Below are 20236 nucleotides of genomic sequence, written 5' to 3'. Positions count from 1 at the left end.
CGAAAAAGGACTTGACCGTGCGGACGTTGCTTCCATACTATCTACTACGTCTTAGTAATACGTAGTAAAAACTTGAGAGGAAGCAATGCTCAGAATCGGAATCATCGGCACCGGCAGCATCGCCAGTGCCCACATCAGTGGGTATCTGGCCTTCCCCGGGCAATGCGAGATCGTCGCGCTCGCCGATGTCATGCCGGGCAAGGCGGCCGAGAAGGCCGAGGCGTCCGGACTGACGGACGCAATCGGCTACGACGATCCGCTCCGGATGATCGCCGAGGCGCGCCTCGATCTCGTCAGCATCGCGACGCCGCCCTCGTCGCACGCTGCGCTCGCGATCGCCGCTCTGGACGCGGGCGTGAACGTCCTCGTGGAGAAGCCGATGGCGCCCTCTCTGGAGGAGTGCGATGCGATGCTCGCCGCACAGGAGCGTTCGGGAAAGCTGCTCTCGGTCGTCGCGCAGAATCGCTTCCGCGACGACCTCGCCACCCTCAAGAGCGTGGTCGAATCCGGGCTCCTCGGTCCGATCTCCCACGTGCGCGTGGACTCCGCCTGGTGGCGAGGTCTGCCGTACTACGACCTGTGGTGGCGCGGCACGTGGGAGAAGGAGGGTGGCGGCAGCACGCTCAACCACGCCATCCACCACATCGACCTGCTCCTGTGGCTCCTGGGCCGCCCGACGGAGATCACGGCGATGATCGCGAACGCGCAGCACCACAACAGCGAGGTCGAGGATCTCTCCGTCGCGGTGTTCCGGTATGAGCGGGGCCTCGCCCAGCTGACGAGCTCGGTGGTGCATCACGGCGAAGAGCAGGAGATCGTCGTCCAGGGGGAGAGCGCCCGCGTCTCCCAGCCCTGGAAGGTCATCGCGGAGCGAGCGGACGGCGGGGGGTTCCCCGCCGAGGGCGGCGACCCCGACATCGTCGCCGCCATCGAGGCCATCGCCGCGCAGCGAGAGCCCCTGCGCCACCGCGGACACGAGGGGCAGATCGGCGACCTGCTCGCCGCCGTCCGCGACGGGAGGGAACCCCTCGCGGATGGGCGGGACGGCCGCAACGCGATCGAGGTGGTCACGGCGATCTACAAGGCGGGTATCGAGCGCACGTTCGTATCGCTGCCTCTCAAGGCGGACGACCCCTACTACCGTGCCGGCCAGCTCGTTGCGCATGCGCCGCGCTTCTTCGAGAAGCAGACGTCGCTGGTCGAGGTGGCCGCGTCATGAGCGTCTCGTCCTTCCCGGGCGGCACATCACTGTCGCGCCTCGACATCTACGCGGATGCCGCACCGGACGGCGTGTGCGGCGGAAGCCCGCACATGCACCTCGTCTCGACCGAGGCCTACGTCGTGGTCGAAGGGCGTGGCGCCCTGCAGACGATCGACCGCGAGGGGTTCCGTGAGACCGAGCTCCACGCGGGATCGGTCGTATGGTTCACGCCCGGGACGATCCACCGAGCCGTGAACCACGGCGGGTTGCGGGTGATCGTCCTGATGAGCAACGCGGGGCTCCCTGAGGCCGGCGACGCGGTGATGACCTTCCCCGCCGACATCGTGGCCGATCCCGACGCGTACGCTGCGGCTGCGTCCCTCGGCGAGCCGGACGGTCGTGAGGAGCGTGCGTCGCGCCGTCGCGATCTCGCGGTGACCGGCTTCGACGCGATGCGCGACGCCGTCACCGCCGGTGATCGCGGACCTGTTGAGCGCTTCTACCAGGCGGCCGGCGCGCTCGTCCTCGGCAGCGCCACCGGGTGGGTGCAGCTCGTGCAGGAGGGCCCTCTCGCCCAAGCTGAGCGGTCGCTCGCGCTCGCGGAGGCGATCGCGAGCGGCGACGTCATGCACCTCCGCGACGCGCGTGTGCGCGAAGCGCCGGCAGCCGACGAGCGGCGCTTCGGCATGTGCGGACTCATCCGCGCCTATGACGTCACCGACCTCGAGGAGAATCCCCGATGAACCACCCGTACACCTTCGATCCCCTCCCGCAGCCGGTCGTCGCGCCCGGCGAGTTCGCCTTCGCCGCCGTCGGCCTCGACCACGGCCACATCTTCGGCATGACCGACGGCCTCATCGGAGCGGGAGCGACCGTGAAGTGGGTGTTCGACGAGAACCCGGACCGGGTGGCGTCGTTCACCGAACGGTACCCCACCGCCCGCGTGGCATCGTCGGAGCGAGAGGTGCTCGACGATCCCGATGTGCGCCTGGTCGCGACAGCGGCCATCGCCTCGGAGCGCGCACCGATCGGCCTCCGCGCGATCGAGGCAGGCAAGGACGCGTTCGTCGACAAGGCGCCGCTCACCACGTTCGGCCAGCTGGACGCCGTCCGTGAGGCCACAGCGCGCACCGGTCGCAAATACGCGGTCTACTACGGCGAGCGCGTGCATTCGGAAGCCGCGATCCTCGCCGGCCAGCTCATCGAACGCGGAGCGATCGGCACCGTCCTGCAGGTGGTCTGCTTCGGACCGCACCGCATCGGGGGAGGGCGACCGGACTGGTTCTACGACCCGGAGCAGTACGGCGGCATCCTGTGCGACATCGGCAGCCACAACTTCGAGCAGATGCTGTTCTACACGGGTGCCACTGACGGGCGGGTGTCGACCTCGACTGTCGCGAACTACGCGCACTCCGACACCCCCGGGCTGCAGGACTTCGGCGACGCGCACGTCGTGCTCGACAACGGCACGACCGGCTACGTCCGCGTCGACTGGTTCACCCCGGACGGTCTCGGCGTGTTCGGCGACGGGCGCACGCTGCTCTTGGGGACAGACGGCTACATCGAGCTGCGCAAGTACATCGACATCGCAACTGACAACGGCGGCGGCCAGGTCATCCTCGTCAACCAGGAAGGCCAATACCGGTTCGATGCGAACGGCATGACCGGATTCCCCTACTTCGGGCAGCTCGTGCGCGACTGCATCGACCGCACCGAGACGGCCATGACCCAAGCCCACGCGCTCAAGGCCGCGGAACTCAGCCTTCAGGCGCAGGGCGAAGCGCTCGTGCTCGCTCCCTGACAGCCATCTGAACCACGACGATGTGGAGTTCTCATGACGCAGTCCCTTGAAAGACCTCTGTCGCTGGCGGGTGACCCGCCGCCGGGCAACGACACGCGGGTGATCACGACGGCACCGGCCAAGCGACGGCTTTTCCGACGCGACCGCACACCTCGTGCCAAGCAGACGTGGCGCCGAGCTCTCACCCGCGACTGGCGGCTCTACACCTTTCTCATCGCGCCGCTGGTCTTCCTGCTGGTGTTCAGATACGTCCCGATGCTGGGCAACATCATCGCCTTTCGTCGATTCCGTCCCGGAGGATCGATCTTCGGAGACGAATGGGTGGGGTTCTACTACTTCCAGACGTTCATCTCGAACCAGCAGTTCTGGACGGTGTTCTGGAACACCGTGATCCTCGGAGCCCTCACGCTCCTCATCACGTTCCCGCTGCCGATCATCCTGGCGCTCATGCTCAACGAGCTGCGGTCACGGCGGTTCAAGCGGATCGCGCAGACCATCTCGTACCTGCCACACTTCATGTCCGTCGTGATCGTCGCGGGGCTCGTCCTCCAGTTGACGGCACTCAATGGAACGGTCAACCAGGTGGTCGAGGCGATGGGCGCCGACCCCGTGCCGTTCATGCAGAGGCCGGAGTGGTTCCGCGCGATCTACGTGTCCTCCGAGGTGTGGCAGACCGTCGGCTGGGGCACGATCCTCTACCTCGCGGCCCTCACGACGATCGACGACCAGCTCTACGAGGCGGCGCGGATCGACGGCGCGAACCGTTGGCAGCAGACGTGGCACATCACGCTCCCCGGAATCCGCCCGACGATGATGGTGCTCCTCATCCTGAACATCGGCACGTTCATGTCCGTCGGATTCGAGAAGGTGCTGCTGCTGCAGAACCCGCTGATCTACTCAACGGCCGATGTGATCGCCACCTACCTCTACCGCGTCGGGATCCAGTCGGCCCAGTTCTCCTACGGGACGGCCATCGGGCTCTTCGAGGCGCTCATCGGCCTCGTGCTCGTGCTCGGCGCGAACGCGCTCTCTCGTCGAATGGTGGGAACCTCGCTATGGTGACCGAACCCCTGTCGCAGAAGCCGGACATCGCCCATGTCCGGAGGGAAGCCGGAGTCATCCGGGAGTCGCGCGCCAGCCAGGCGTTCCGCGCGGTCAACGTGATCTGCATCCTGCTCATCTGCGCCGTCACGCTGTACCCGTTCATCAACCTGATCGCGAAGGCGTTCTCCTCCGAGGGCTACATCGCGGCCGGCGAGGTCAACCTCATTCCCCTCGGCTTCAACCTCGACACGTTCCGCGTCGTGCTGAGCGATCAGCTGTTCTGGACGAACTACGCGAACACGTTCCTCTACACGATCGTCGGAACGATCATCGCGATGGCGATGACGACCACGTACGCGTACGCGCTCAGCAAGCCCTACCTCAAGGGCCGTACGTTCTTCGTCGGGGTCGCGGTCTTCACCATGTTCTTCGGCGGCGGACTGATCCCGAACTACATCCTCATTGCCAATTACCTCGGCTGGCGCAACAGCATCTGGGCCATCGTCGTGCCGGGTGCTCTGAGCGTGTTCAACCTCCTCGTCATGAAGTCGTTCTTCGAGAACTTCCCCACAGATCTCGAGGAGGCGGCAGCGATCGACGGGTTGTCGACCTACGGCATCTTCTTCCGCATCGTCCTGCCGCTGTCCAAAGCGGTGATCGCGACGATGACGCTCTTCTACGCGGTGAGCCTCTGGAACTCCTGGTTCAGCGCGTTCCTGTTCATGGACGACAAGGCCCGGTTCCCTGTCACGGTGTACCTCCGCAACCTCATCGCCGCGGCGACGGGAACCCAGGACGCGACCGGCGGCGAGGCCGTTCAGATCGCGTCCAACATCCAGGCCGTCACGATGCTGCTCACCATCCTCCCGATCATCTGCCTCTACCCCTTCATCCAGCGCTACTTCGTCTCGGGCGTGATGCTCGGGTCGGTCAAGGGCTGATGAAGCGCCTCTCTCGAATCCCATCCCCCGAACGACGACGTTCAAGAACAGGAGACAATCATGACCATCACTCGCAAAGCGCTCGCGGGCTTCGCGGGCCTCGCCATCTGCGCGGTCGCGCTCGCCGCATGCTCGAACAGCCCGACCGACACTCCCGCCGCGGATGACGGCGGAGTGAGCATCGACGAGGCCCACTCCGTCGGAGCGATGGAGGACTTCGGGGTCGGCGTCACCTTCAGGGCGACGGAGCCCGTCGACTTCTCGATCATGTACCGCGACCATCCGAACTACCCGGTCAAGGACGATTGGTCGATCTTCCAGCATTTCGCGGACGACCAGAACGTCACCTTCTCGCGCACCGACATCCCGATGGCCGACTTCGATCAGAAGAAGGCCTTGCTGATCGGAAGCGGTGAGGCGACCGACATCATCTCGTCGACGTACGCGGGCAGCGAGACGCAATTCGTGTCGGGTGGCGCGCTCCTGCCCGTCTCGGACTACTTCGACTATCTGCCCAACTTCATGCAGAAGATCGAGGAGTGGGGTCTGGAGGACGACCTCGACAACCGCAGGCAGGCCGACGGGAAGATCTACCACCTCCCGGGTCTGCGTGAGGCGCCGGACGTCCAGTACTCGGTGGTGATCCGCGAGGACCTGTGGGAGAAGGCCGGGATCACCGAGGACCCGGCGACGTGGGACGAGTATCTCGAGCAGCTCGAGAAGGTGAAGCAGGCCAATCCCGAGATCGACTACGCGATGTCGGACCGCTGGACGGACTCGCAGCCGCTGGGCTCGCTGCTGAGCGTCATGGCTCCGAATTACGGCACGGCCGCCGGATGGGGCTACTCGAACACCTGGTACGACACCAAGGCCGAGAAGTACGTCTTCACAGGGACGACCGACGAGTACAAGGATGTCGTGACCTACGCCGCGGACCTCGTGGCGGCCGGGGTGCTCGACCCCGAGATCACGCAGAGCGACGACCAGGCGGTCCAGAAGTTCGTCTCCGGGCGATCGGCCGCCATCTCGGGGAACACCCAGGCTCTCGCCGAATACCGCGCCAAGCTGTCGGACGCCGGCCGGGGCGACGTCCCCATCCGCCTGATCTCGGTGCCGGGTGGACCGGCCGGATCCAATATGGCGAGCGGTCGTTTCACATCGGGGCTGCTGATCGGCAGCGAGGCAGCCGACAAGCCGTACTTCAAGGCGCTCCTGCAGTTCATCGACTGGCTCTACTACTCCGACGAGGGACTCGAGTTCGCTCAGTGGGGTGTCGAAGGCGAGACCTTCACCCGTGAGGCGGACGGCACGCGGAAGCTGAACGACGACATCGCCTGGAGCTCGATCAACGCGGGGGCGCCCAAGCTACTCAATGCCGACTTCGGCTACAGCAACGGGGTGTTCCTGCTGGCTAACGGGTCCTCGCGCGACCTTGTGCTCTCGATGATGACCGATGAGATCGCACAGTGGACCGAGGAGCAGCTCGACGCGAAGGAGCAGCTGCCGACAGCGCCCGCTCCGCTTCTGGACGAGATCGAGCTCGAGCAGACGTCGCTTCTGCAGACGCAGCTCACCGACGCGGTGCAGTCCGCGACTGCGTCGTTCATCACGGGTCAGCGATCGATCGAGGACGACTGGGACACGTACGCCAGCGAGATGGAGAGCCTCGGGGCGAGCCAGCTCATCGACACCGTCAACACCGCGCTCGAGCGCGGCCGCAACACGTCCGCAGAGTGAGGATCGGCGGGTCGGCCGGCTCCGTGCCGCCGACCCGCCATCCCTTCCGAAGGAGAGGCGACATGAGCGTCGGTCACCAGCCGCACCGCGCCGTCATGGCAGATGAGATCGGGCGCGGACCGCTCTCCCGCGCCGCCACCGTGGTGTACAGGATGCTGGTGCTCGAGCTCCAGCTCCTGCTCGCGATACTTCCCACCATCGGTGCCGTCATGCTGCTCGACCGCGACCCGTCCAACCTGCCGCTGTTCGTCCTTGCTCTTCTGCCGATCGTTCCGGCGCTCGTCGCCGGGGTGTCGGCTCTTCGCGACGCGGCCCGCTCCGACGACCTCGCGCCGGGGAGGTACTTCTTCCGCGCGTATCGTCGAGACCTCGGTGCGACGCTCGCGTGGGCTGCTCCCGCGAGCTTCGTGCTCGCGATACTGACGTTCAATCTGATCCATCTCGACGACGTCGACGGCGGAGCGGCGCTGCGTCCCGTCGTACTCCTGCTGGCGGCGCTCATCATCGTCTGGGCCGGCCACATGCTCGTCCTCACGGCAGGGTTCCGCTTCCGCGCCCGGGATGCGGCGCGCATCGCGCTCGCCGAGATCGTCCCGCGCTGGAGCTATTCACTCGGCGTGCTGTCGCTCGTCGTCGTCGCCGCGTTCGTCGTTCTTCTCGCGTCGGAAGTGGTCCTGCTGCTCGTGCTGTGGGCGGTCGTCGGTCTCCTCGCGCTGATGGCGCGGCCTGTCTTCCACGATGTCACCGAGAGGTTCACCGACCGTCGCTGACCTTCGATGGCGCGCGCTACCGGGGCTTTTCGCGTTTCTCGTGAGCCGCGCGCCGCAGGTCATCGCACGGCACGACATGATGGGGCTATGTCATCCTCCGTCGAGCGTCAATCCAACCCCACTGCGTGGGCCGCGTTCTGGTTCGCGCTGGCGGGCCTCGTGCTCATGCCGATCCCATTGTTCATCGGGCTGATCCTGGGCGGCGCGCTTTCGATCATCGCCGCCGTGCTCGCCGTCATCGGCCTCTTCAAAGGGCTCGCGCGCAACGGCAAGGGCATCGCGCCGGTCGTCTTCGCCGCGATCTTCATCGCGCTGACGTGGGGCGGCATCTCGATCGGCGGCGGCACCGTCTGGTAGGTCCTCGCAGGCGCCGGGCGCAGCATCCTGCGCGTGATCGCTATTCGAGGTGACGGGCCAGGGCCTCGAGCAGGCCTCGGGTGCCCTCTTCGCGATTCGGGCCGTCGGCCCAGAACTGATCGAAGAAGACCCCGTGTTCGACGTGCGTGAGCCGGGTGCCGCCAGAGATCTCCTCGAACTCGAAGGACGCGACCGACGTGGACATGTGGGTGCCGTCGAGCCACATGTCGTAGGTCGTGACGATCCGGACGTGCTCGACGATGTCGGTGTAGACGGCCTCGTACCGTGAGCGCGGTCCGCCGTGGAACTTCGCCTCGTCGACGTCGCGTCCGCCGACCCGGAAGTCGAACCTCCACTCGCCGGGCTCGAACGCGTCCCCGTCGCTGAGCCAGCGGCGCTTCTGCTCGCCGTCGGCGAAGGCCTGCCAGACGCTGCCGACGGGTACGGGGTAGTCGCGGGTGAGCGTGAATCCGGAGTGGGCGAGGCGGCGATCGATCGTCATGGGGTCTCCTTGCGGGTGAAGGTGACGTGGATCGTGCCGCTCTCGGCGACCCGGGTCTCGACGCTGTGGGTCGATTCGAGGCCTCGCAGGTCGTCCCACACGCGGATGCCCCGACCGAGCACGATCGGTGCGATCGCGACGTGGAGGTCGTCGACGAGTCCAGCGCGGAGGAACTCGCGCGCGGTGCGGACGCCTCCGCCGACCCGCACATCGAGACCGCCCGCGGCGGCGGTCGCCTCGGCGAGCACGTCCTCGATCGCGCCGCTGCGGAACTCGAACGTCGTCCCGCCGGCCATCCGGATCGACGGCCGGGGCGCGGAGTGCGTGAGCACGAAGACGGGGCAGCCGAACGGCGGCTGGTCGCCCCACCAGCCCTTCCACTCCAGGTCGTCCGGATGGGCGTGCAGGCCGAACATCGCGGCTCCCATGATCTCGGCACCCACGCCCTCGAAGAACGCGGCGGCGAACGACTCATCGAGCCCGGTCGTCCCCGCGCCGGTGGTGTCGCCGAAGACCTTCTGCCGGAAGGTGCGGGTCGCCGCGTAGGCCGCGGTCAACGGGCCCCAGTCGTCGCCCATAGGGTTGTCGGCCTCGGGGTCGGGCGCAGACGTGTATCCGTCGAGCGACGAGAACAGGTCGATGCGAACGCGGGTCATTTCAGATCTCCTTCGTGGTCGTGCGGGCGAGGTGCACGCCGAGGCGGTCTGCCTGGCGTTCCGCAGAGGTTCGCTGCTCGCCGAGCCAGAGGTGCAGGACGTCGAGCGCGCCGGGTCGTAAGCTCACGGTCCGCACTCGCCCCTGCTTGCTGGAGGTCACGACTCTGGCGTCCTCGAGGATGCGCAGGTGCTGCAGCAGCGAAGGCAGCGCCATCGAGAACGGTGCCGACAGGTCGGACACGACGGCGGGGGATTTCGCCAGTCGCTCGACGACCGCGCGGCGAGTGGGGTCCGCGAGAGCGCGGAGTACCGCGTCCAGCTCTCCGGAATAGTTAGGCATATGCCTAACTATTCCGGAGAGCGGACAACGCGTCAACCGTCCGTCCGTATCCCGCCGCTGCCCCGAGGAGGCGGGGGAGGCTCTCGATCCGACCGGCCAGGAGGTCGGCTAACATTCGGGGATGACGAATCCGGCGCCGATCGACGACGTCCCGATCGGCGGCGAATCCATACGCCTCGGGCAGTTCCTCAAGTTCGCAGGGCTCCTCGACTCCGGCGGGAACGTGAAGGAAGCCATCATCGACGGCTACGTGCTCGTGAACGACGAGGTCGATCGCCGCCGCGGACGGCAACTGCAGCTCGGCGACGTCGTCAGCTTCGACGGGCGCAGGGTTCGCGTCTGCCCGTAGGTTTCACCGGTCGGACGCGCCTCCACCGCATACGCTCGTCGTGTGCTCACCGATCGTGACATCGCACGCTGGCGACTGCACTCGCAGCATCTGGCGGCACCCGTGGACGGAGCGGAGAACGTCGTGCGGTCGCTCCTGGCCGTGCAGGCGGAGAATCCGTCGCAGTCCGCGTGGGCCGTGGCCACGCGCACGCACGACCCACGCCATGATGACCTCGCCGGCCTGCTGGCGCGCGGACGCGTGCTGAGGACGCATGTCCTGCGTCCGACGTGGCACTACGTCCACGCCGACGACGCCTTGTGGCTGCTGGAGCTCACCCGCGATCGGGTGCTGCCCACGGTGGATCAGCAGCTCGTTCCGCTCGGCGATCGTCTGACCGCCGTCACCGATGCCGTGCTGGCGGCCCTCGCCGAGTCGCCGGACCGCACGCGTGCCGAGCTCGCCGACGCGCTCGCGGCGCGCGGTCACCAGCTGACCGGGATGCAGCTCATGCTGCTGGCAGCCCATCTGGAGCTGCATGCGCTGATCTGCAGCGGCGTCCCGCGCGACGGAGAGCACACGTACGCGCTGTTCTCGGACCGGGTCGGCGCGCCGCGACGACTGTCTCGTGATGAGGCGCTCGTCGAGCTCGCCCTCCGCTACTTCGCCTCGCACGGGCCGGCGACGGCGCGCGATCTCGCCTACTGGGCCACGCTCACGCTCACCGACGTGCGTCGCGGACTCGCGGGCGCTGCGGACCGACTCGAGTCGTTCGATCATGACGATCGCACCTACTGGCACGCGCCCGGGCGGGCCGCAGCATCCGCTTCGCCGAAGGGCCACCTGCTGCAGGTGCTCGACGAGATGTATCGCGGCTATCAGGACTCGCGCTGGGTGCTCGACGCCGAGGGGCTGCTGTCGCGGGGCCGCGAGACCGCGATCGGAATGGCGCTCGTCGACGGTCAGGTGGTCGCGGGCATGAAGCGCACGCTCACGACGCGGGCGGTGACCTTCGAGATCCGCAGGCTCCGGCGGCTCGGTCCCGATGAAGAGAACGCGATCCAGGATGCTGCGGCCCGCTGCGCCCGCTACCTCGAACTCGAGCCGCGACTGGTGTGGCAGGAGCCGCCGGGCGTCGGTCGCGGGTGACGGGCACGGTCGCTGCAGCTGCCGCCCTCGCGTCAGGACGCAGTCCTCGTGCTGCCCGATACCGGAGGGGCGCGCGACGTGTCGGCGCCACCGTGGGGGCGCGACACCGTGCTGGACGATCCCCACGATGTCTCGCGACGCGGGGGCCGGTCGCTGTCAATGGGTACCTGCAGCCGGGTGCGGGTGCCTAGCCTGGGGCGATGGCAGTGAGAGAGCTGTGGCTCGTGCGGCACGGTGAGAGCATCGGGAACATCGCGGCGACGCGGGCCGAGATAGAAGGGCTCGACGTGATCCCGCTCGACGTGCGGGACGCCGACGTGCCGCTGTCGGCGACCGGACAGGAGCAGGCGGCAGCACTCGGAGCATGGCTCGCCGATCACCGTGACGACATCGACCTGTACTGGGTCTCGCCGTATGCGCGCGCACGGGAGACGCTTGCTCTCGCCCTGGGGGATGCGGCGGCGGGTCAGACGATCTTCGTCGACGAACGACTGCGCGACCGCGAGCTCGGCATCCTGGATCTGCTCACGAGACAGGGTGTTGCGCGCCTGCACCCGGAAGAGTTCTCGCGACGTCGCCACCTCGGCAAGTTCTACCATCGACCCCCCGGCGGGGAGTCCTGGGCGGACGTGGCGCTGCGACTGCGGTCATTCCTCCGCGAGGTGCTCGAGAGTGGGGCCGAGACGGCGATGCTCGTCGTGCACGATGCGGTGGTCATGCTGCTTCTGTACATCCTGCTGCCGCTGCGGGAGGACGAACTGCTCGGCTTCGCGGACGATCACACCGTCTTGAACGCCTCGATCACCCACCTGGTGCGGGCGGAGGGCGGTTGGGAGCTGGCCGCCTTCTCGGATGTCGCGCACCTCCAGCGCGAGGGCGCCGATGTCACCGCCCATCCCGGGGATCCCGATGTCCAGCCGCGCTGAACCCGTCACCGAGACGCTCCTGCGGAAGTGGGGCCTGCCCGACCCCGGCGACTCCAAGAAGTCCCGCGGCGACGTCGTGGTCGTCGGCGGATCCCGCACCTCACCCGGGGCCGTGCTCCTCGCCGGGGAGTCGGCGCTGCGGGTGGGTGCGGGCCGCGTGGCTCTGGCGGTGCCGCAGTCGATCGACGCTCAGGTCGGCATCGCGCTGCCCGAAGCCGGCATCCTCGCCCTTCCCGATGATGCCGAGGCGCCGCTGAACGGCGAGCTGGGCGAGCGGATCGCGTCCGCCGACGCCGTGCTCATCGGGCCGGGCTTCAGTGACGCCGACGAGACGCGGGCGACGCTCCTCGCCGTGGCTGGGGCGGGCCCACGTCTCGTCGTGCTCGACGCCTTCGCGCTGGGGGTGCTTCCCGAGATCGACCGGGGCAGCCTTCCCGACGACCTCATCCTGAATCCCAACAAGGACGAGGCGAAGATCCTGCTCGGTCACGAGCTCGCCGACGACGTGGCCGATGTCGGCGAGATCGCCGGGGCCTTCGACGCGGTCGTGAACTGCTACGGCGTGGTGGCTGACCCGGACGGGCACGCGTGGCGGCTCGACGACGGCGACGGCGGATTGGGCACCTCCGGCAGCGGCGATGTGCTCGCCGGCGCCATCGCAGGTTTCGCCGCACGCGGCGTGGATCCCGCTCGTGCCGCGGTGTGGGGATCCTGGGCTCACGCTCGAGCGGGTGTCCGCCTCGGGGAGCGGGTCGGTCTCGGCTACCTCGCGCGCGATCTCGCGCGCGAGCTGACCTCGGCCGTCCATAGCGTCAGGGGATGACGAGCCCACGATCGGCGCGGCATCCCGTGAACCCGGGTGCCGAATCGAGCGTGCTCAGCGCCGCTGTTCGAACGCGCTCGCCGTGATCGGAACAGCCACCGCGGCCGCGATGCAGAGCACGCCCAGCACGAACATGAGTGCGGGCAGAGGCAGGGCGAACGACAGGCCCACGAGGGCCATGCCGCCGACCAACAGGATCAGATAGACCACGAAGAGCATCGTCAACCTCCAGGGATCGCCTCCCTCATTGATACTCCACCGCGCGGGGAGATCGGAAGGACGACATCACTGGCGCGACGTGCAGGTGCGGGCGACAATGACGCCATGAGACTCGTTCAGGTCGCCCAGCATGCCGACGACCTCGATCGCGCGGCCGCCTTCTACTCCACGCTCCTCGACACCGAGCCCATGGCGGTGTTCGATCCACCGGGGCTGTTGTTCTTCGATCTCGACGGGATCCGGCTGCTGCTCGATCGCAATGCGCCCACCGCCCTGCACTACCTGTCCGTCGCCGACGTCGCGGCCGCGCTCGAGCGCATCGGCGACCGCGCGGAGGTCGTCGCGCCGCCGCACAAGATCTTCACGCATGAAGACGACACACTCGGTCCGGCGGGGTACGACGAGTGGCAGGCGTTCGTCAAGGACTCCGAGGGCAACACCGTTGGCCTCGTCTCGTTCCGCCCCGTCTCCTGAGCGCGCCATGATGATCCATCGCGCTCATGCGCGTCAGGCATCTTGCTCATACCGAGTCGGTAACGTCGCTCATATTGCCTGCGGGAGCGGTTAACCTGGTGGCGATGAGCGCCTACGTCTCGGCGTTCGAGCTGTTCTCCATCGGCGTAGGACCCTCGAGCTCCCACACGGTCGGTCCCATGCGGGCCGCCCACGATTTCGTCGTCCGTCTCCGCGAGAGCGGCGTTCTCCCGCGTGTCGGCCGCGTCACCTGCACGCTGTACGGCTCGCTCGGCGCGACGGGCATCGGCCACGGCACTCCCGATGCGGTCGTGGCAGGCCTGCAGGGTCTCGCGCCGGAGACGGTGGATCCGGATGCTGTGCGCTCGGCGTGGTCCGGCTGGCCCGACGGCCGCGCGCTCGAGCTGGGCGGCACGCACGCGGTGCCGTTCGAACGGGGCGACGTCGTGTTCGCTCCCCGCACGCGCCTGCCCGGCCACCCGAACGCGATGACGCTGGAGGCGTGGACCTCACCCGACGTCGGTCCGGCACGCGCCCTCTCGGCGTCCGGCGTACGCGAGACCGGCTCCACGGCGGTGATGGAGCCGGTCGCGGGGACGGATGCCGGACTCCTCGTCCGCGAGACCTACTACTCCGTCGGCGGCGGCTTCATCCGCCGCGACGGCGAGCCGGCACAGGTGCGCGCGCACGCGTTCCCGCTGGAGTACTCGAGCGCCGAGCAGCTGCTCTCCCTGTGCGACGAGCGGGGAATCAGCATCGCCGAGGCCGCACGCATCAACGAGGAGGCGCTGCGCCCCGACGAGGAGATCGCCGAAGGTCTCGACGCGATCTGGGACGCGATGGCGGCGTGCGTCGAGACAGGTCTCCAGTCGGCAGGCGTGCTCCCCGGGGTGCTGGGCGTCAAGCGCCGCGCCGCCTCCATCCGCGAGCAGCTCGAGGCCGCCGAGGCCGACGGCCGCCGAGAGCTCCCCGGGGAGTGGCTGGGCGCCTTCGCCCTCGCGGTGAACGAGGAGAACGCCGCGGGCGGGCGGGTCGTGACCGCGCCGACGAACGGCGCCGCCGGCATCCTGCCCGCCGTCGCGATGTACTGGTGGCGGTTTCTCGCCGACTCGGGTCTCGGCGCCGGCAACGCGGTGACGCCCTACGGCGAACTGGTCGGCAGCGCCCTCCTCGGCTATCACGGACACGCCGCGACGACGGAGGAAGCGGCCGGGTGGGACGACGAGCGGGTCGCCGAGGCGAACCGTCGCCGAGGCATCCGTCGATTCCTCCTCACCGCCACGGCGCTGGGATCGCTGTTCAAGGCGAACGCGTCGATCTCCGGCGCCGAAGGCGGCTGCCAGGCCGAGGTCGGGTCGGCGTGCGCGATGGCCGCGGGCGGACTCACCGCGGTGATGGGCGGCACCAACCGGCAGATCGAGAACGCCGCCGAGATCGCGATGGAGCACCACCTCGGCCTCACCTGCGACCCCGTCGGCGGCCTCGTGCAGATCCCGTGCATCGAGCGCAACGCGATCGCCGCGTCGACGGCGGTGACGGCTGCGCGCCTGGCGCTGCGCGGCGACGGGAGCCATTACGTCTCACTCGACGCGGTCGTCGAGACCATGCGCCAGACCGGCATCGACATGTCGCACAAGTACAAGGAGACGAGCGAGGGCGGCCTCGCGGTGAACGTCATCGAGTGCTGAGCCCCGGCCCTTGAGCGGGGGGAGCTTGTTCGTTCAGGGCGAACGGAAGACCGCTTAGCACTCGGCGTAGGAGAGTGCTAACCTGAACCTAGTTGAGCCGCTGTGGCTCAACTTCGCAAGAGAGGAGACAACCTTGGCAACCTACGACCCCTTCCGGGACCTCGACCGCCTTGCCGCCGGACTCTTCGACACGCGCCGCGGCCCGCGCCGCATGCCGATGGACCTGTACCGCGACGGCGACCACTACGTCCTGACTGCCGACCTTCCCGGCATCGACCCGGGCTCGGTCGACATCGACGTCGACGGCCAGCTGCTGACGATCCGCGCCGAGCGGACGCTGACGAGCGGCGAGGACGTCAAGTGGATCACCCGCGAGCGTGAGGCCGCGAGCTTCCTGCGCCAGCTCAACCTGGGTCAGGGCGTCGACACCGGGCGCATCTCGGCAAGCTACAACAACGGCGTGCTGAGCGTGACGATCCCGGTGAGCGAGAAGGCGAAGCCGCGCAAGATCGAGGTCATGTCCGAGGGCGGCGCGCCCACGATCAAGGCACACGAATCGGACGCGCCCCAGCCGATCGAACAGTAGGGCTGTTCCCGAGCGGATGCCTCGCCCCCACCGAGCGGCGAGGCATCCGCTCTGTCGTCTACGGCCGGGCAGCCCCGGTGAAGTGCCGGCGGCAGCGGGCCTGGTAGGACTCGATCCCGCCGACGTGCGCGGGCGTGGGGACGTCCGCCTCGCCGGCGGCAACCCCGGCGATGCGCTGGTGGAATGCGGCATCCTCGCCACAGATCGCGCAGACCGCCGTGAGCTTGAGGACATCCTCGGCCATCGCCATCAGCGCGGGCAGCGGCTCGAACGGCCTGCCGTCGAACGTGATGCACAGCCCCGACACCACGACGGTCACCCCGCCGGCGACGAGCTCGTCGACCGCCGGGACGAGCCCCGGGCCGAAGAACTGCGCCTCGTCGATCGCGACCAGGTCGAGGCCCCGCGCCTGCACTGCCGCGATGAGGGCGGGCACATCGGGCACCGAGCGCGACGGCACGCTCAGCCCCGAGTGCGAGCTCACGAGTCCGTCGCCGCGACGGTCGTCGAGGGCGTGGCTCACCACCTCCACCTCGAGCCCCGCGATGCGCGCCCGGCGGACGCGGCGCAGCAGCTCCTCCGACTTTCCGGCGAACATCGGACCGGCGACGACCTGCAGCCTGGCCTGGGCGCGCGTGTGCATGGCGCCAGACTACGTCCGCGTCGGATCCACCACCCGACTCGGACCGTCAGCAAGGATGCCGATGGTGGTCTCGTTCGACGGGATCGTGGGCTTCGCCGAGCACGTTCACAACCGCTGGTGATCCCCACCGCGCGGCTCGTTGACGACGAGGTGGCGGGGGCGCCATATTCATCACGTGACGAACAGTGCGGAAACGGATGCCGTGCGCGTGCGTGGTCTGCGCGTCCGGCGGGGGAGGACCGAAGTCTTCAGTGGGCTCGATCTCGACATCCCGCGTGGGCAGATCACCGGGCTCCTCGGCCCGTCGGGGTGCGGCAAGACCACGCTGATGCGCTCGATCGTGGGCGTGCAGAAAGTGGCCGGCGGCGACGTGACGGTGCTCGGCGAGCCCGCGGGCGCGAGCGCGCTGCGCAAGCGGGTCGCGTACGACACCCAGGCGGCGTCGGTCTACGGCGACCTGACGATCCTGCAGAACCTGCGCTACTTCGCGCGACTCGTCGACGCACCCCGCACCGACGTCGACCGCGTCATCGAGCAGGTGGGCCTGGCCGATCAGCGCGACCAGACGATCGACTCGCTCTCCGGCGGACAGGAGAGCCGCGTCTCGCTCGCGGTCGCGATGCTGGGCGTGCCTGAGCTGCTGGTGCTGGATGAACCGACCGTAGGTCTCGACCCGCTGCTGCGGGCGGAGCTGTGGGAGGTCTTCCGCGGCCTCGCCGACGCGGGTGCGACGCTCATCGTCTCGAGCCACGTCATGGACGAGGCCCTCCGCTGCGACCGCCTCGTGCTCATGCGTGCGGGCCGCATCATCGCCGACACGACACCCGACGGACTCTTCGCCGACACCGGGACCACGGATCCGGATGCCGCGTTCCTCACGCTCATCGAGCGAGACGCGCACGCCCGGACGGAGGCCGGGACGCAGCATCCGCTCACCCGCCGCGAAGCGCGCGAACAGGCCGAGCATGGGGAGCACCCCCACCACGGGAGCGCATCGTGAACGGGGTGCTGACCCTCGCGACGGCAGGCCGCGTGCTGCGGCAGCTCAGCCACGATCCGCGCTCCATCGCCCTCATGCTCGTGGCACCGAGCCTGCTCGTCGGACTGTTCGCGTGGCTGTTCAGCGATCAGGAGGGCGTCTTCGACCAGTTCGGCGGGCCGATCCTGGCGCTGTTCCCGTTCATCGTGATGTTCTTGATCACCTCGATCACGACGCTGCGGGAGCGCCGGTCGGGAACGCTCGAGAGGCTCATGACGACGCCGATCGCGAAGGCCGACTTCATCCTCGGGTACGGGCTCGCCTTCGGGCTCATGGCGACGCTGCAGGCGGTCATCACGGTGACCTTCGCGGTGTGGGTGTGCGGGCTCGAGGTCGACGGGCCGCTGTGGCAGCTCGGGCTGGTGGCCGTGGTCGATGCGATCCTGGGCACCGCGCTCGGCCTGCTCGCCAGCGCCTTCGCGCGGACCGAGTTCCAGGCGGTGCAGTTCATGCCGCTGATCGTGTTCCCGCAGATCATCCTGGGCGGTCTGTTCATGCCGCGCGAGGACATGCCCGAGGCGCTGTACCAGATCTCGAAGATCCTGCCGCTCAGCTACGCGATCGACACGATCAACGCGGTGACGGATGGCGACGAGGGCTGGGAGGTCTTCGGGCCGCTGCTCATCGTGGTCGCGTTCGCGGTGGGCGCGCTGATCCTCGCGTCGCTCACGTTGCGCCGCCGGACGCCGTAGCCGCGACCGGGAGAGAGGTCAGCAGCTGGGCTGCTTCTTGCGCAGCTTGGCGGTGAGGTCGCGAAGCTGGCAGAGCTCGTCGTCCGACAGGAGCGACATGCGCTCGGCGATGGCCTTGCCGTGGGCACTGGCGATGCGGCGGAACAGCGACGCCCCGGCATCCGTCGCGTGCACGAGCGCTCCGCGCCCGTCGTCGGGGTCGGCGCACTTGGTGAGCAGGCCCCGCGCGACCATGCGGTCGACGAGGCGCGAGACGCTCGGCTGGCTGATCAGCATGTTCGCCGTCACGTCGCGCAGGCGTGCGGTGAGGTCGTCGGCGCGGGTGACCGTGAGGAGCACGTCGTACTCGGCCTGGCTCAGCGTCTCGTCGTCGAAGTCGTCGTTGATGTCGCCGAACACCTCGTGCTGCGCGCGGAAGAGACTCTCCCACGCGTCGATGGCGAGACGGCGATCGGTCATAGCGTCAAGATTAGAGCCTCGCACCGACCCTAGGCTGGCCCCATGGCGTCTTCTGCAGCCGCGTCATCGCGCGCGCATCGTCTCGGGGTCGTGGGTCTCGTGCTCGCCGTGCTCGCCGGCCTGGCCCTCACGGGGCTCGACCAGGGCCCGGCTCACGCGGGCGTCGACGACTTCTCGTTCGAGAGTCTCGACGTCGAGTACCGCCTCGGCCGCGCCGACGACGGCACGAGCACCCTGACGGTCGTCGAGACGTTCGTCGCGGTCTTCCCCGAATTCGACCAGAACCGGGGCATGCGGCGCATCATCCCCGACAACTACCAGGGGGCGCCCCTGCGCCCCGATCTCGTGTCGATCACCGACGAGACCGGCGCGTCCCGTGCCGAGGAGACCGAGTCCGAGGACGGCTCCTACATCATGACGTCGCGCGCCGACGACTATGTCCACGGCCGCCAGACCTACGTCTTCACGTACACGCTCGAGAACGTCACGCGGTACTTCGCCGACACCGGCGCCGACGAGTTCTACTGGGACGTCAACGGCGTCGCCTGGCCGCAGCCGTTCGGTCGCATCACCGCTCGCGTGAGCATGCCCGACGACCTCACCGACGCGCGCACCGGCACGCAGTCCTGCTACGTCGGCTACCAGGGCTCGACCCAGACGTGCCCCATCGGCGACGCCGACGGCGCGGTCGTGGCATCGGTCCTCGACGTCCAGCCCTACCAGACGATGACCATCGCCATCGGGTTCGAGCCCGACACGTTCGTCCAGTTCGATCCGGGCTTCCTGGCATCGCCGTGGGGCTGGCTGCAGAGCGGCGTCGCGGTGCTCGGACTCGGCACCGCGGTCGTGCTCGCAGCCGTCACGCGGCGGCGCCACCTCCGCGACGCGCCCGGCCGGCCCGTCATCATCGCGGAGTACACGCCGCCGCGTGGCATCGACGCCCTCGAAAGCGCCGTGCTGCTCGGCCGCACCACGAAGGCGATCCCCGCCGAGGTGCTCGAGCAGGCGGTGGTGGGCAGCATCCGTATCGAGGAAGGCCCTCGCAAGTGGTTCGGCGGCACGAAGCTGAAGGCCGTGCTGGTGGACCCGTCACTCGCCGACGGGGACGGACGGATGCTGCTGCCCGGCCTCTTCCCGCAGGGCTACCCGGGTGAGGAGTTCGAGTTCGGCCGCAGCGACACGAGGTTCTCGACGACCGCGCAGAAGGTGCTGAAGGCGGCGTCGGCGGAGCTGTCGGCACGGGGGCTGCGCCGCAAGGTGCCGCTCGGCGCGCGCGCGTGGCCGATGGTCGTCGCGATCGGCTCATCGGCGCTCGTGCTGCTCTTCGGCATCGGCGCGCTCCTGGGTTATGTCACGCCATGGGTGCCGATCCTGCTGATCGTCGCGGCGGTGCTCGTGACCCTCCTCGTCGCCGGGATGGTGTCGCGCAAGCCGCTGACCGCCGCCGGAGCCGAGGCGCGCGACCATCTGCTCGGGCTGAAGCAGTTCATCGAGTGGGCGGAGGCCGATCGCATCCGCATGCTGCAGTCGCCGCAGGGCGCCGAGCGGATCTACGTCGACGTGTCGGACCCGCGCGTGAAGCTGAAGCTGTACGAGACCCTGCTGCCCTACGCGGTGGTGTTCGGCCAGGAGAAGAAATGGGCCGAGGAGCTGGCCGTGCTCTACGGCTCGGGCAACTCGCCGGGCTGGTACGCGGGATCGACCGGCTTCAACGCCGCGGCGTTCTCGTCGGGCATCTCGAATCTGTCGACCTCGGCCTCGTCGTCGTCCTCGTCAGGCGGGTCGTCGGGCGGCGGCTCCGCGGGCGGCGGAGGCGGGGGCGGCGGAGGCGGCGGCGTCTGACGGATGCGGTGACCCGCTG

The 20236-nt window shown here is 68.6% G+C and carries 24 protein-coding genes; 18 read left to right on the top strand and 6 right to left on the bottom strand.

Annotation, left to right across the window (positions count from 1 at the left end):
• Window positions 1-85 precede the first annotated feature (85 nt).
• The 8 genes from JNB61_RS11145 to JNB61_RS11110 all read left to right on the top strand — a co-directional run bounded on the left by JNB61_RS11145 (window position 86) and on the right by JNB61_RS11110 (window position 7851).
• Window positions 86-1219 carry a Gfo/Idh/MocA family protein gene (locus JNB61_RS11145; protein ID WP_220339660.1) on the top strand — a complete coding sequence of 378 codons (1134 nt, stop codon included), beginning with the start codon at window positions 86-88 and terminating at the stop codon, window positions 1217-1219.
• On the top strand, window positions 1216-1944 hold the full coding sequence (locus JNB61_RS11140) for a cupin domain-containing protein (RefSeq protein WP_220339659.1): 729 nt from the start codon (window positions 1216-1218) through the stop codon (window positions 1942-1944). Before JNB61_RS11145 ends, JNB61_RS11140 begins: the two co-directional genes overlap by 4 nt.
• Window positions 1941-3002, top strand: coding sequence for a Gfo/Idh/MocA family protein (locus JNB61_RS11135; RefSeq protein WP_220339658.1), 1062 nt, complete (start codon window positions 1941-1943; stop codon window positions 3000-3002). The genes JNB61_RS11140 and JNB61_RS11135 overlap by 4 nt, the downstream gene beginning before the upstream one ends.
• 33 nt (window positions 3003-3035) lie before the next feature.
• Window positions 3036-4064, top strand: a complete 1029-nt coding sequence (locus JNB61_RS11130; protein ID WP_220339657.1) for an ABC transporter permease — start codon at window positions 3036-3038, stop codon at window positions 4062-4064.
• The gene (locus tag JNB61_RS11125) at window positions 4058-4987 is read left to right on the top strand and encodes a carbohydrate ABC transporter permease (protein WP_220289135.1); all 930 of its coding nucleotides are present in this window, start codon (window positions 4058-4060) and stop codon (window positions 4985-4987) included. Before JNB61_RS11130 ends, JNB61_RS11125 begins: the two co-directional genes overlap by 7 nt.
• A gap of 60 nt (window positions 4988-5047) precedes the next feature.
• Window positions 5048-6724 carry an ABC transporter substrate-binding protein gene (locus JNB61_RS11120; protein WP_220339656.1) on the top strand — a complete coding sequence of 559 codons (1677 nt, stop codon included), beginning with the start codon at window positions 5048-5050 and terminating at the stop codon, window positions 6722-6724.
• A 62-nt stretch (window positions 6725-6786) separates the two neighbouring features.
• Window positions 6787-7494: a glycosyltransferase gene (locus JNB61_RS11115; RefSeq protein ID WP_220339655.1), complete on the top strand. Its 708-nt coding sequence runs from the start codon at window positions 6787-6789 to the stop codon at window positions 7492-7494.
• A gap of 87 nt (window positions 7495-7581) precedes the next feature.
• Window positions 7582-7851 (top strand): hypothetical protein, encoded by a 270-nt coding sequence (locus JNB61_RS11110; RefSeq protein WP_159842035.1) that lies wholly within the window; start codon window positions 7582-7584, stop codon window positions 7849-7851.
• A 40-nt stretch (window positions 7852-7891) separates the two neighbouring features.
• Here JNB61_RS11110 and JNB61_RS11105 read toward each other — a convergent pair whose 3' ends face one another.
• Genes JNB61_RS11105 through JNB61_RS11095 form a run of 3 tightly spaced genes read right to left on the bottom strand, consistent with a single transcriptional unit; the run spans window position 7892 to window position 9349 of the window.
• Window positions 7892-8353, bottom strand: a complete 462-nt coding sequence (locus JNB61_RS11105; protein WP_220339654.1) for an SRPBCC domain-containing protein — start codon at window positions 8351-8353, stop codon at window positions 7892-7894.
• The gene (locus JNB61_RS11100) at window positions 8350-9009 is read right to left on the bottom strand and encodes a dihydrofolate reductase family protein (RefSeq protein ID WP_220339653.1); all 660 of its coding nucleotides are present in this window, start codon (window positions 9007-9009) and stop codon (window positions 8350-8352) included. The genes JNB61_RS11105 and JNB61_RS11100 overlap by 4 nt, the downstream gene beginning before the upstream one ends.
• Window position 9010: 1 nt before the next feature.
• The gene (locus tag JNB61_RS11095) at window positions 9011-9349 is read right to left on the bottom strand and encodes an ArsR/SmtB family transcription factor (protein ID WP_220289130.1); all 339 of its coding nucleotides are present in this window, start codon (window positions 9347-9349) and stop codon (window positions 9011-9013) included.
• Window positions 9350-9470: 121 nt separating this feature from the next.
• Between JNB61_RS11095 and JNB61_RS11090 the strand changes: the two genes are divergently transcribed.
• From JNB61_RS11090 to JNB61_RS11075, 4 genes are all read left to right on the top strand, one after another.
• Entirely contained in the window at window positions 9471-9698 is a 228-nt protein-coding gene (locus JNB61_RS11090) for an RNA-binding S4 domain-containing protein (RefSeq protein ID WP_159842043.1), read from the top strand.
• A gap of 42 nt (window positions 9699-9740) precedes the next feature.
• Window positions 9741-10826 (top strand): winged helix DNA-binding domain-containing protein, encoded by a 1086-nt coding sequence (locus JNB61_RS11085; protein WP_220339652.1) that lies wholly within the window; start codon window positions 9741-9743, stop codon window positions 10824-10826.
• Between the two features lie 200 nt (window positions 10827-11026).
• Window positions 11027-11752, top strand: a complete 726-nt coding sequence (locus JNB61_RS11080; protein ID WP_220339651.1) for a histidine phosphatase family protein — start codon at window positions 11027-11029, stop codon at window positions 11750-11752.
• The gene (locus JNB61_RS11075) at window positions 11736-12575 is read left to right on the top strand and encodes an ADP-dependent NAD(P)H-hydrate dehydratase (protein ID WP_220339650.1); all 840 of its coding nucleotides are present in this window, start codon (window positions 11736-11738) and stop codon (window positions 12573-12575) included. Before JNB61_RS11080 ends, JNB61_RS11075 begins: the two co-directional genes overlap by 17 nt.
• Window positions 12576-12629: 54 nt before the next feature.
• On the opposite strand, the gene JNB61_RS11070 is transcribed toward JNB61_RS11075, so the two are convergent.
• Entirely contained in the window at window positions 12630-12794 is a 165-nt protein-coding gene (locus JNB61_RS11070) for a hypothetical protein (RefSeq protein WP_220289126.1), read from the bottom strand.
• A 105-nt stretch (window positions 12795-12899) separates the two neighbouring features.
• On the opposite strand from JNB61_RS11070, the gene JNB61_RS11065 reads away from it, so the two are divergent.
• The 3 genes from JNB61_RS11065 (at window position 12900) to JNB61_RS11055 (ending at window position 15542) form a co-directional block, all read left to right on the top strand.
• Window positions 12900-13268, top strand: coding sequence for a VOC family protein (locus JNB61_RS11065; protein WP_220339649.1), 369 nt, complete (start codon window positions 12900-12902; stop codon window positions 13266-13268).
• A 104-nt stretch (window positions 13269-13372) separates the two neighbouring features.
• The gene (locus JNB61_RS11060; RefSeq protein WP_220339648.1) at window positions 13373-14956 is read left to right on the top strand and encodes an L-serine ammonia-lyase, iron-sulfur-dependent, subunit alpha; all 1584 of its coding nucleotides are present in this window, start codon (window positions 13373-13375) and stop codon (window positions 14954-14956) included.
• Window positions 14957-15089: 133 nt separating this feature from the next.
• Window positions 15090-15542 (top strand): Hsp20/alpha crystallin family protein, encoded by a 453-nt coding sequence (locus JNB61_RS11055; RefSeq protein ID WP_220339647.1) that lies wholly within the window; start codon window positions 15090-15092, stop codon window positions 15540-15542.
• 58 nt (window positions 15543-15600) lie between these two features.
• Here the strand turns inward: JNB61_RS11055 and JNB61_RS11050 are convergent, their stop codons facing one another.
• On the bottom strand, window positions 15601-16185 hold the full coding sequence (locus tag JNB61_RS11050) for a thymidine kinase (protein ID WP_220339646.1): 585 nt from the start codon (window positions 16183-16185) through the stop codon (window positions 15601-15603).
• A 175-nt stretch (window positions 16186-16360) separates the two neighbouring features.
• Between JNB61_RS11050 and JNB61_RS11045 the strand changes: the two genes are divergently transcribed.
• Both JNB61_RS11045 and JNB61_RS11040 read left to right on the top strand, forming a co-directional pair.
• Window positions 16361-17185 carry an ABC transporter ATP-binding protein gene (locus JNB61_RS11045; RefSeq protein ID WP_220339645.1) on the top strand — a complete coding sequence of 275 codons (825 nt, stop codon included), beginning with the start codon at window positions 16361-16363 and terminating at the stop codon, window positions 17183-17185.
• Complete coding sequence (locus JNB61_RS11040; RefSeq protein WP_220289120.1) at window positions 17182-17916, top strand: ABC transporter permease; 735 nt, start codon at window positions 17182-17184, stop codon at window positions 17914-17916. The genes JNB61_RS11045 and JNB61_RS11040 overlap by 4 nt, the downstream gene beginning before the upstream one ends.
• 18 nt (window positions 17917-17934) lie before the next feature.
• On the opposite strand, the gene JNB61_RS11035 is transcribed toward JNB61_RS11040, so the two are convergent.
• On the bottom strand, window positions 17935-18375 hold the full coding sequence (locus tag JNB61_RS11035) for a MarR family winged helix-turn-helix transcriptional regulator (RefSeq protein WP_220289119.1): 441 nt from the start codon (window positions 18373-18375) through the stop codon (window positions 17935-17937).
• A 42-nt stretch (window positions 18376-18417) separates the two neighbouring features.
• On the opposite strand from JNB61_RS11035, the gene JNB61_RS11030 reads away from it, so the two are divergent.
• Window positions 18418-20217 (top strand): DUF2207 domain-containing protein, encoded by a 1800-nt coding sequence (locus JNB61_RS11030; protein ID WP_220339644.1) that lies wholly within the window; start codon window positions 18418-18420, stop codon window positions 20215-20217.
• The last annotated feature ends 19 nt before the right edge of the window (window positions 20218-20236 follow it).

The sequence above is a fragment of the Microbacterium ureisolvens genome (genome assembly GCF_019511645.1).
Lineage (GTDB): Bacteria > Actinomycetota > Actinomycetes > Actinomycetales > Microbacteriaceae > Microbacterium > Microbacterium ureisolvens_A.
Note: the sequence above shows the minus strand (reverse complement) of the source record. Positions and strands in the feature narration are given on the sequence as shown.

Bases quoted from the DNA above. Each gene is read 5' to 3' on its own strand.
- JNB61_RS11125 (WP_220289135.1), top strand. From the start codon at position 4,058: ATGGTGACCGAACCCCTGTCGCAGAAGCCGGACATCGCCCATGTCCGG.
- JNB61_RS11095 (WP_220289130.1), bottom strand. From the start codon at position 9,349: ATGCCTAACTATTCCGGAGAGCTGGACGCGGTACTCCGCGCTCTCGCG.
- JNB61_RS11050 (WP_220339646.1), bottom strand. From the start codon at position 16,185: ATGCACACGCGCGCCCAGGCCAGGCTGCAGGTCGTCGCCGGTCCGATG.
- JNB61_RS11120 (WP_220339656.1), top strand. From the start codon at position 5,048: ATGACCATCACTCGCAAAGCGCTCGCGGGCTTCGCGGGCCTCGCCATC.
- JNB61_RS11130 (WP_220339657.1), top strand. From the start codon at position 3,036: ATGACGCAGTCCCTTGAAAGACCTCTGTCGCTGGCGGGTGACCCGCCG.
- JNB61_RS11030 (WP_220339644.1), top strand. From the start codon at position 18,418: ATGGCGTCTTCTGCAGCCGCGTCATCGCGCGCGCATCGTCTCGGGGTC.
- JNB61_RS11135 (WP_220339658.1), top strand. From the start codon at position 1,941: ATGAACCACCCGTACACCTTCGATCCCCTCCCGCAGCCGGTCGTCGCG.
- JNB61_RS11115 (WP_220339655.1), top strand. From the start codon at position 6,787: ATGAGCGTCGGTCACCAGCCGCACCGCGCCGTCATGGCAGATGAGATC.
- JNB61_RS11110 (WP_159842035.1), top strand. From the start codon at position 7,582: ATGTCATCCTCCGTCGAGCGTCAATCCAACCCCACTGCGTGGGCCGCG.
- JNB61_RS11090 (WP_159842043.1), top strand. From the start codon at position 9,471: ATGACGAATCCGGCGCCGATCGACGACGTCCCGATCGGCGGCGAATCC.
- JNB61_RS11105 (WP_220339654.1), bottom strand. From the start codon at position 8,353: ATGACGATCGATCGCCGCCTCGCCCACTCCGGATTCACGCTCACCCGC.
- JNB61_RS11060 (WP_220339648.1), top strand. From the start codon at position 13,373: ATGAGCGCCTACGTCTCGGCGTTCGAGCTGTTCTCCATCGGCGTAGGA.
- JNB61_RS11075 (WP_220339650.1), top strand. From the start codon at position 11,736: ATGTCCAGCCGCGCTGAACCCGTCACCGAGACGCTCCTGCGGAAGTGG.
- JNB61_RS11140 (WP_220339659.1), top strand. From the start codon at position 1,216: ATGAGCGTCTCGTCCTTCCCGGGCGGCACATCACTGTCGCGCCTCGAC.
- JNB61_RS11070 (WP_220289126.1), bottom strand. From the start codon at position 12,794: ATGCTCTTCGTGGTCTATCTGATCCTGTTGGTCGGCGGCATGGCCCTC.
- JNB61_RS11145 (WP_220339660.1), top strand. From the start codon at position 86: ATGCTCAGAATCGGAATCATCGGCACCGGCAGCATCGCCAGTGCCCAC.
- JNB61_RS11065 (WP_220339649.1), top strand. From the start codon at position 12,900: ATGAGACTCGTTCAGGTCGCCCAGCATGCCGACGACCTCGATCGCGCG.
- JNB61_RS11080 (WP_220339651.1), top strand. From the start codon at position 11,027: ATGGCAGTGAGAGAGCTGTGGCTCGTGCGGCACGGTGAGAGCATCGGG.
- JNB61_RS11100 (WP_220339653.1), bottom strand. From the start codon at position 9,009: ATGACCCGCGTTCGCATCGACCTGTTCTCGTCGCTCGACGGATACACG.
- JNB61_RS11035 (WP_220289119.1), bottom strand. From the start codon at position 18,375: ATGACCGATCGCCGTCTCGCCATCGACGCGTGGGAGAGTCTCTTCCGC.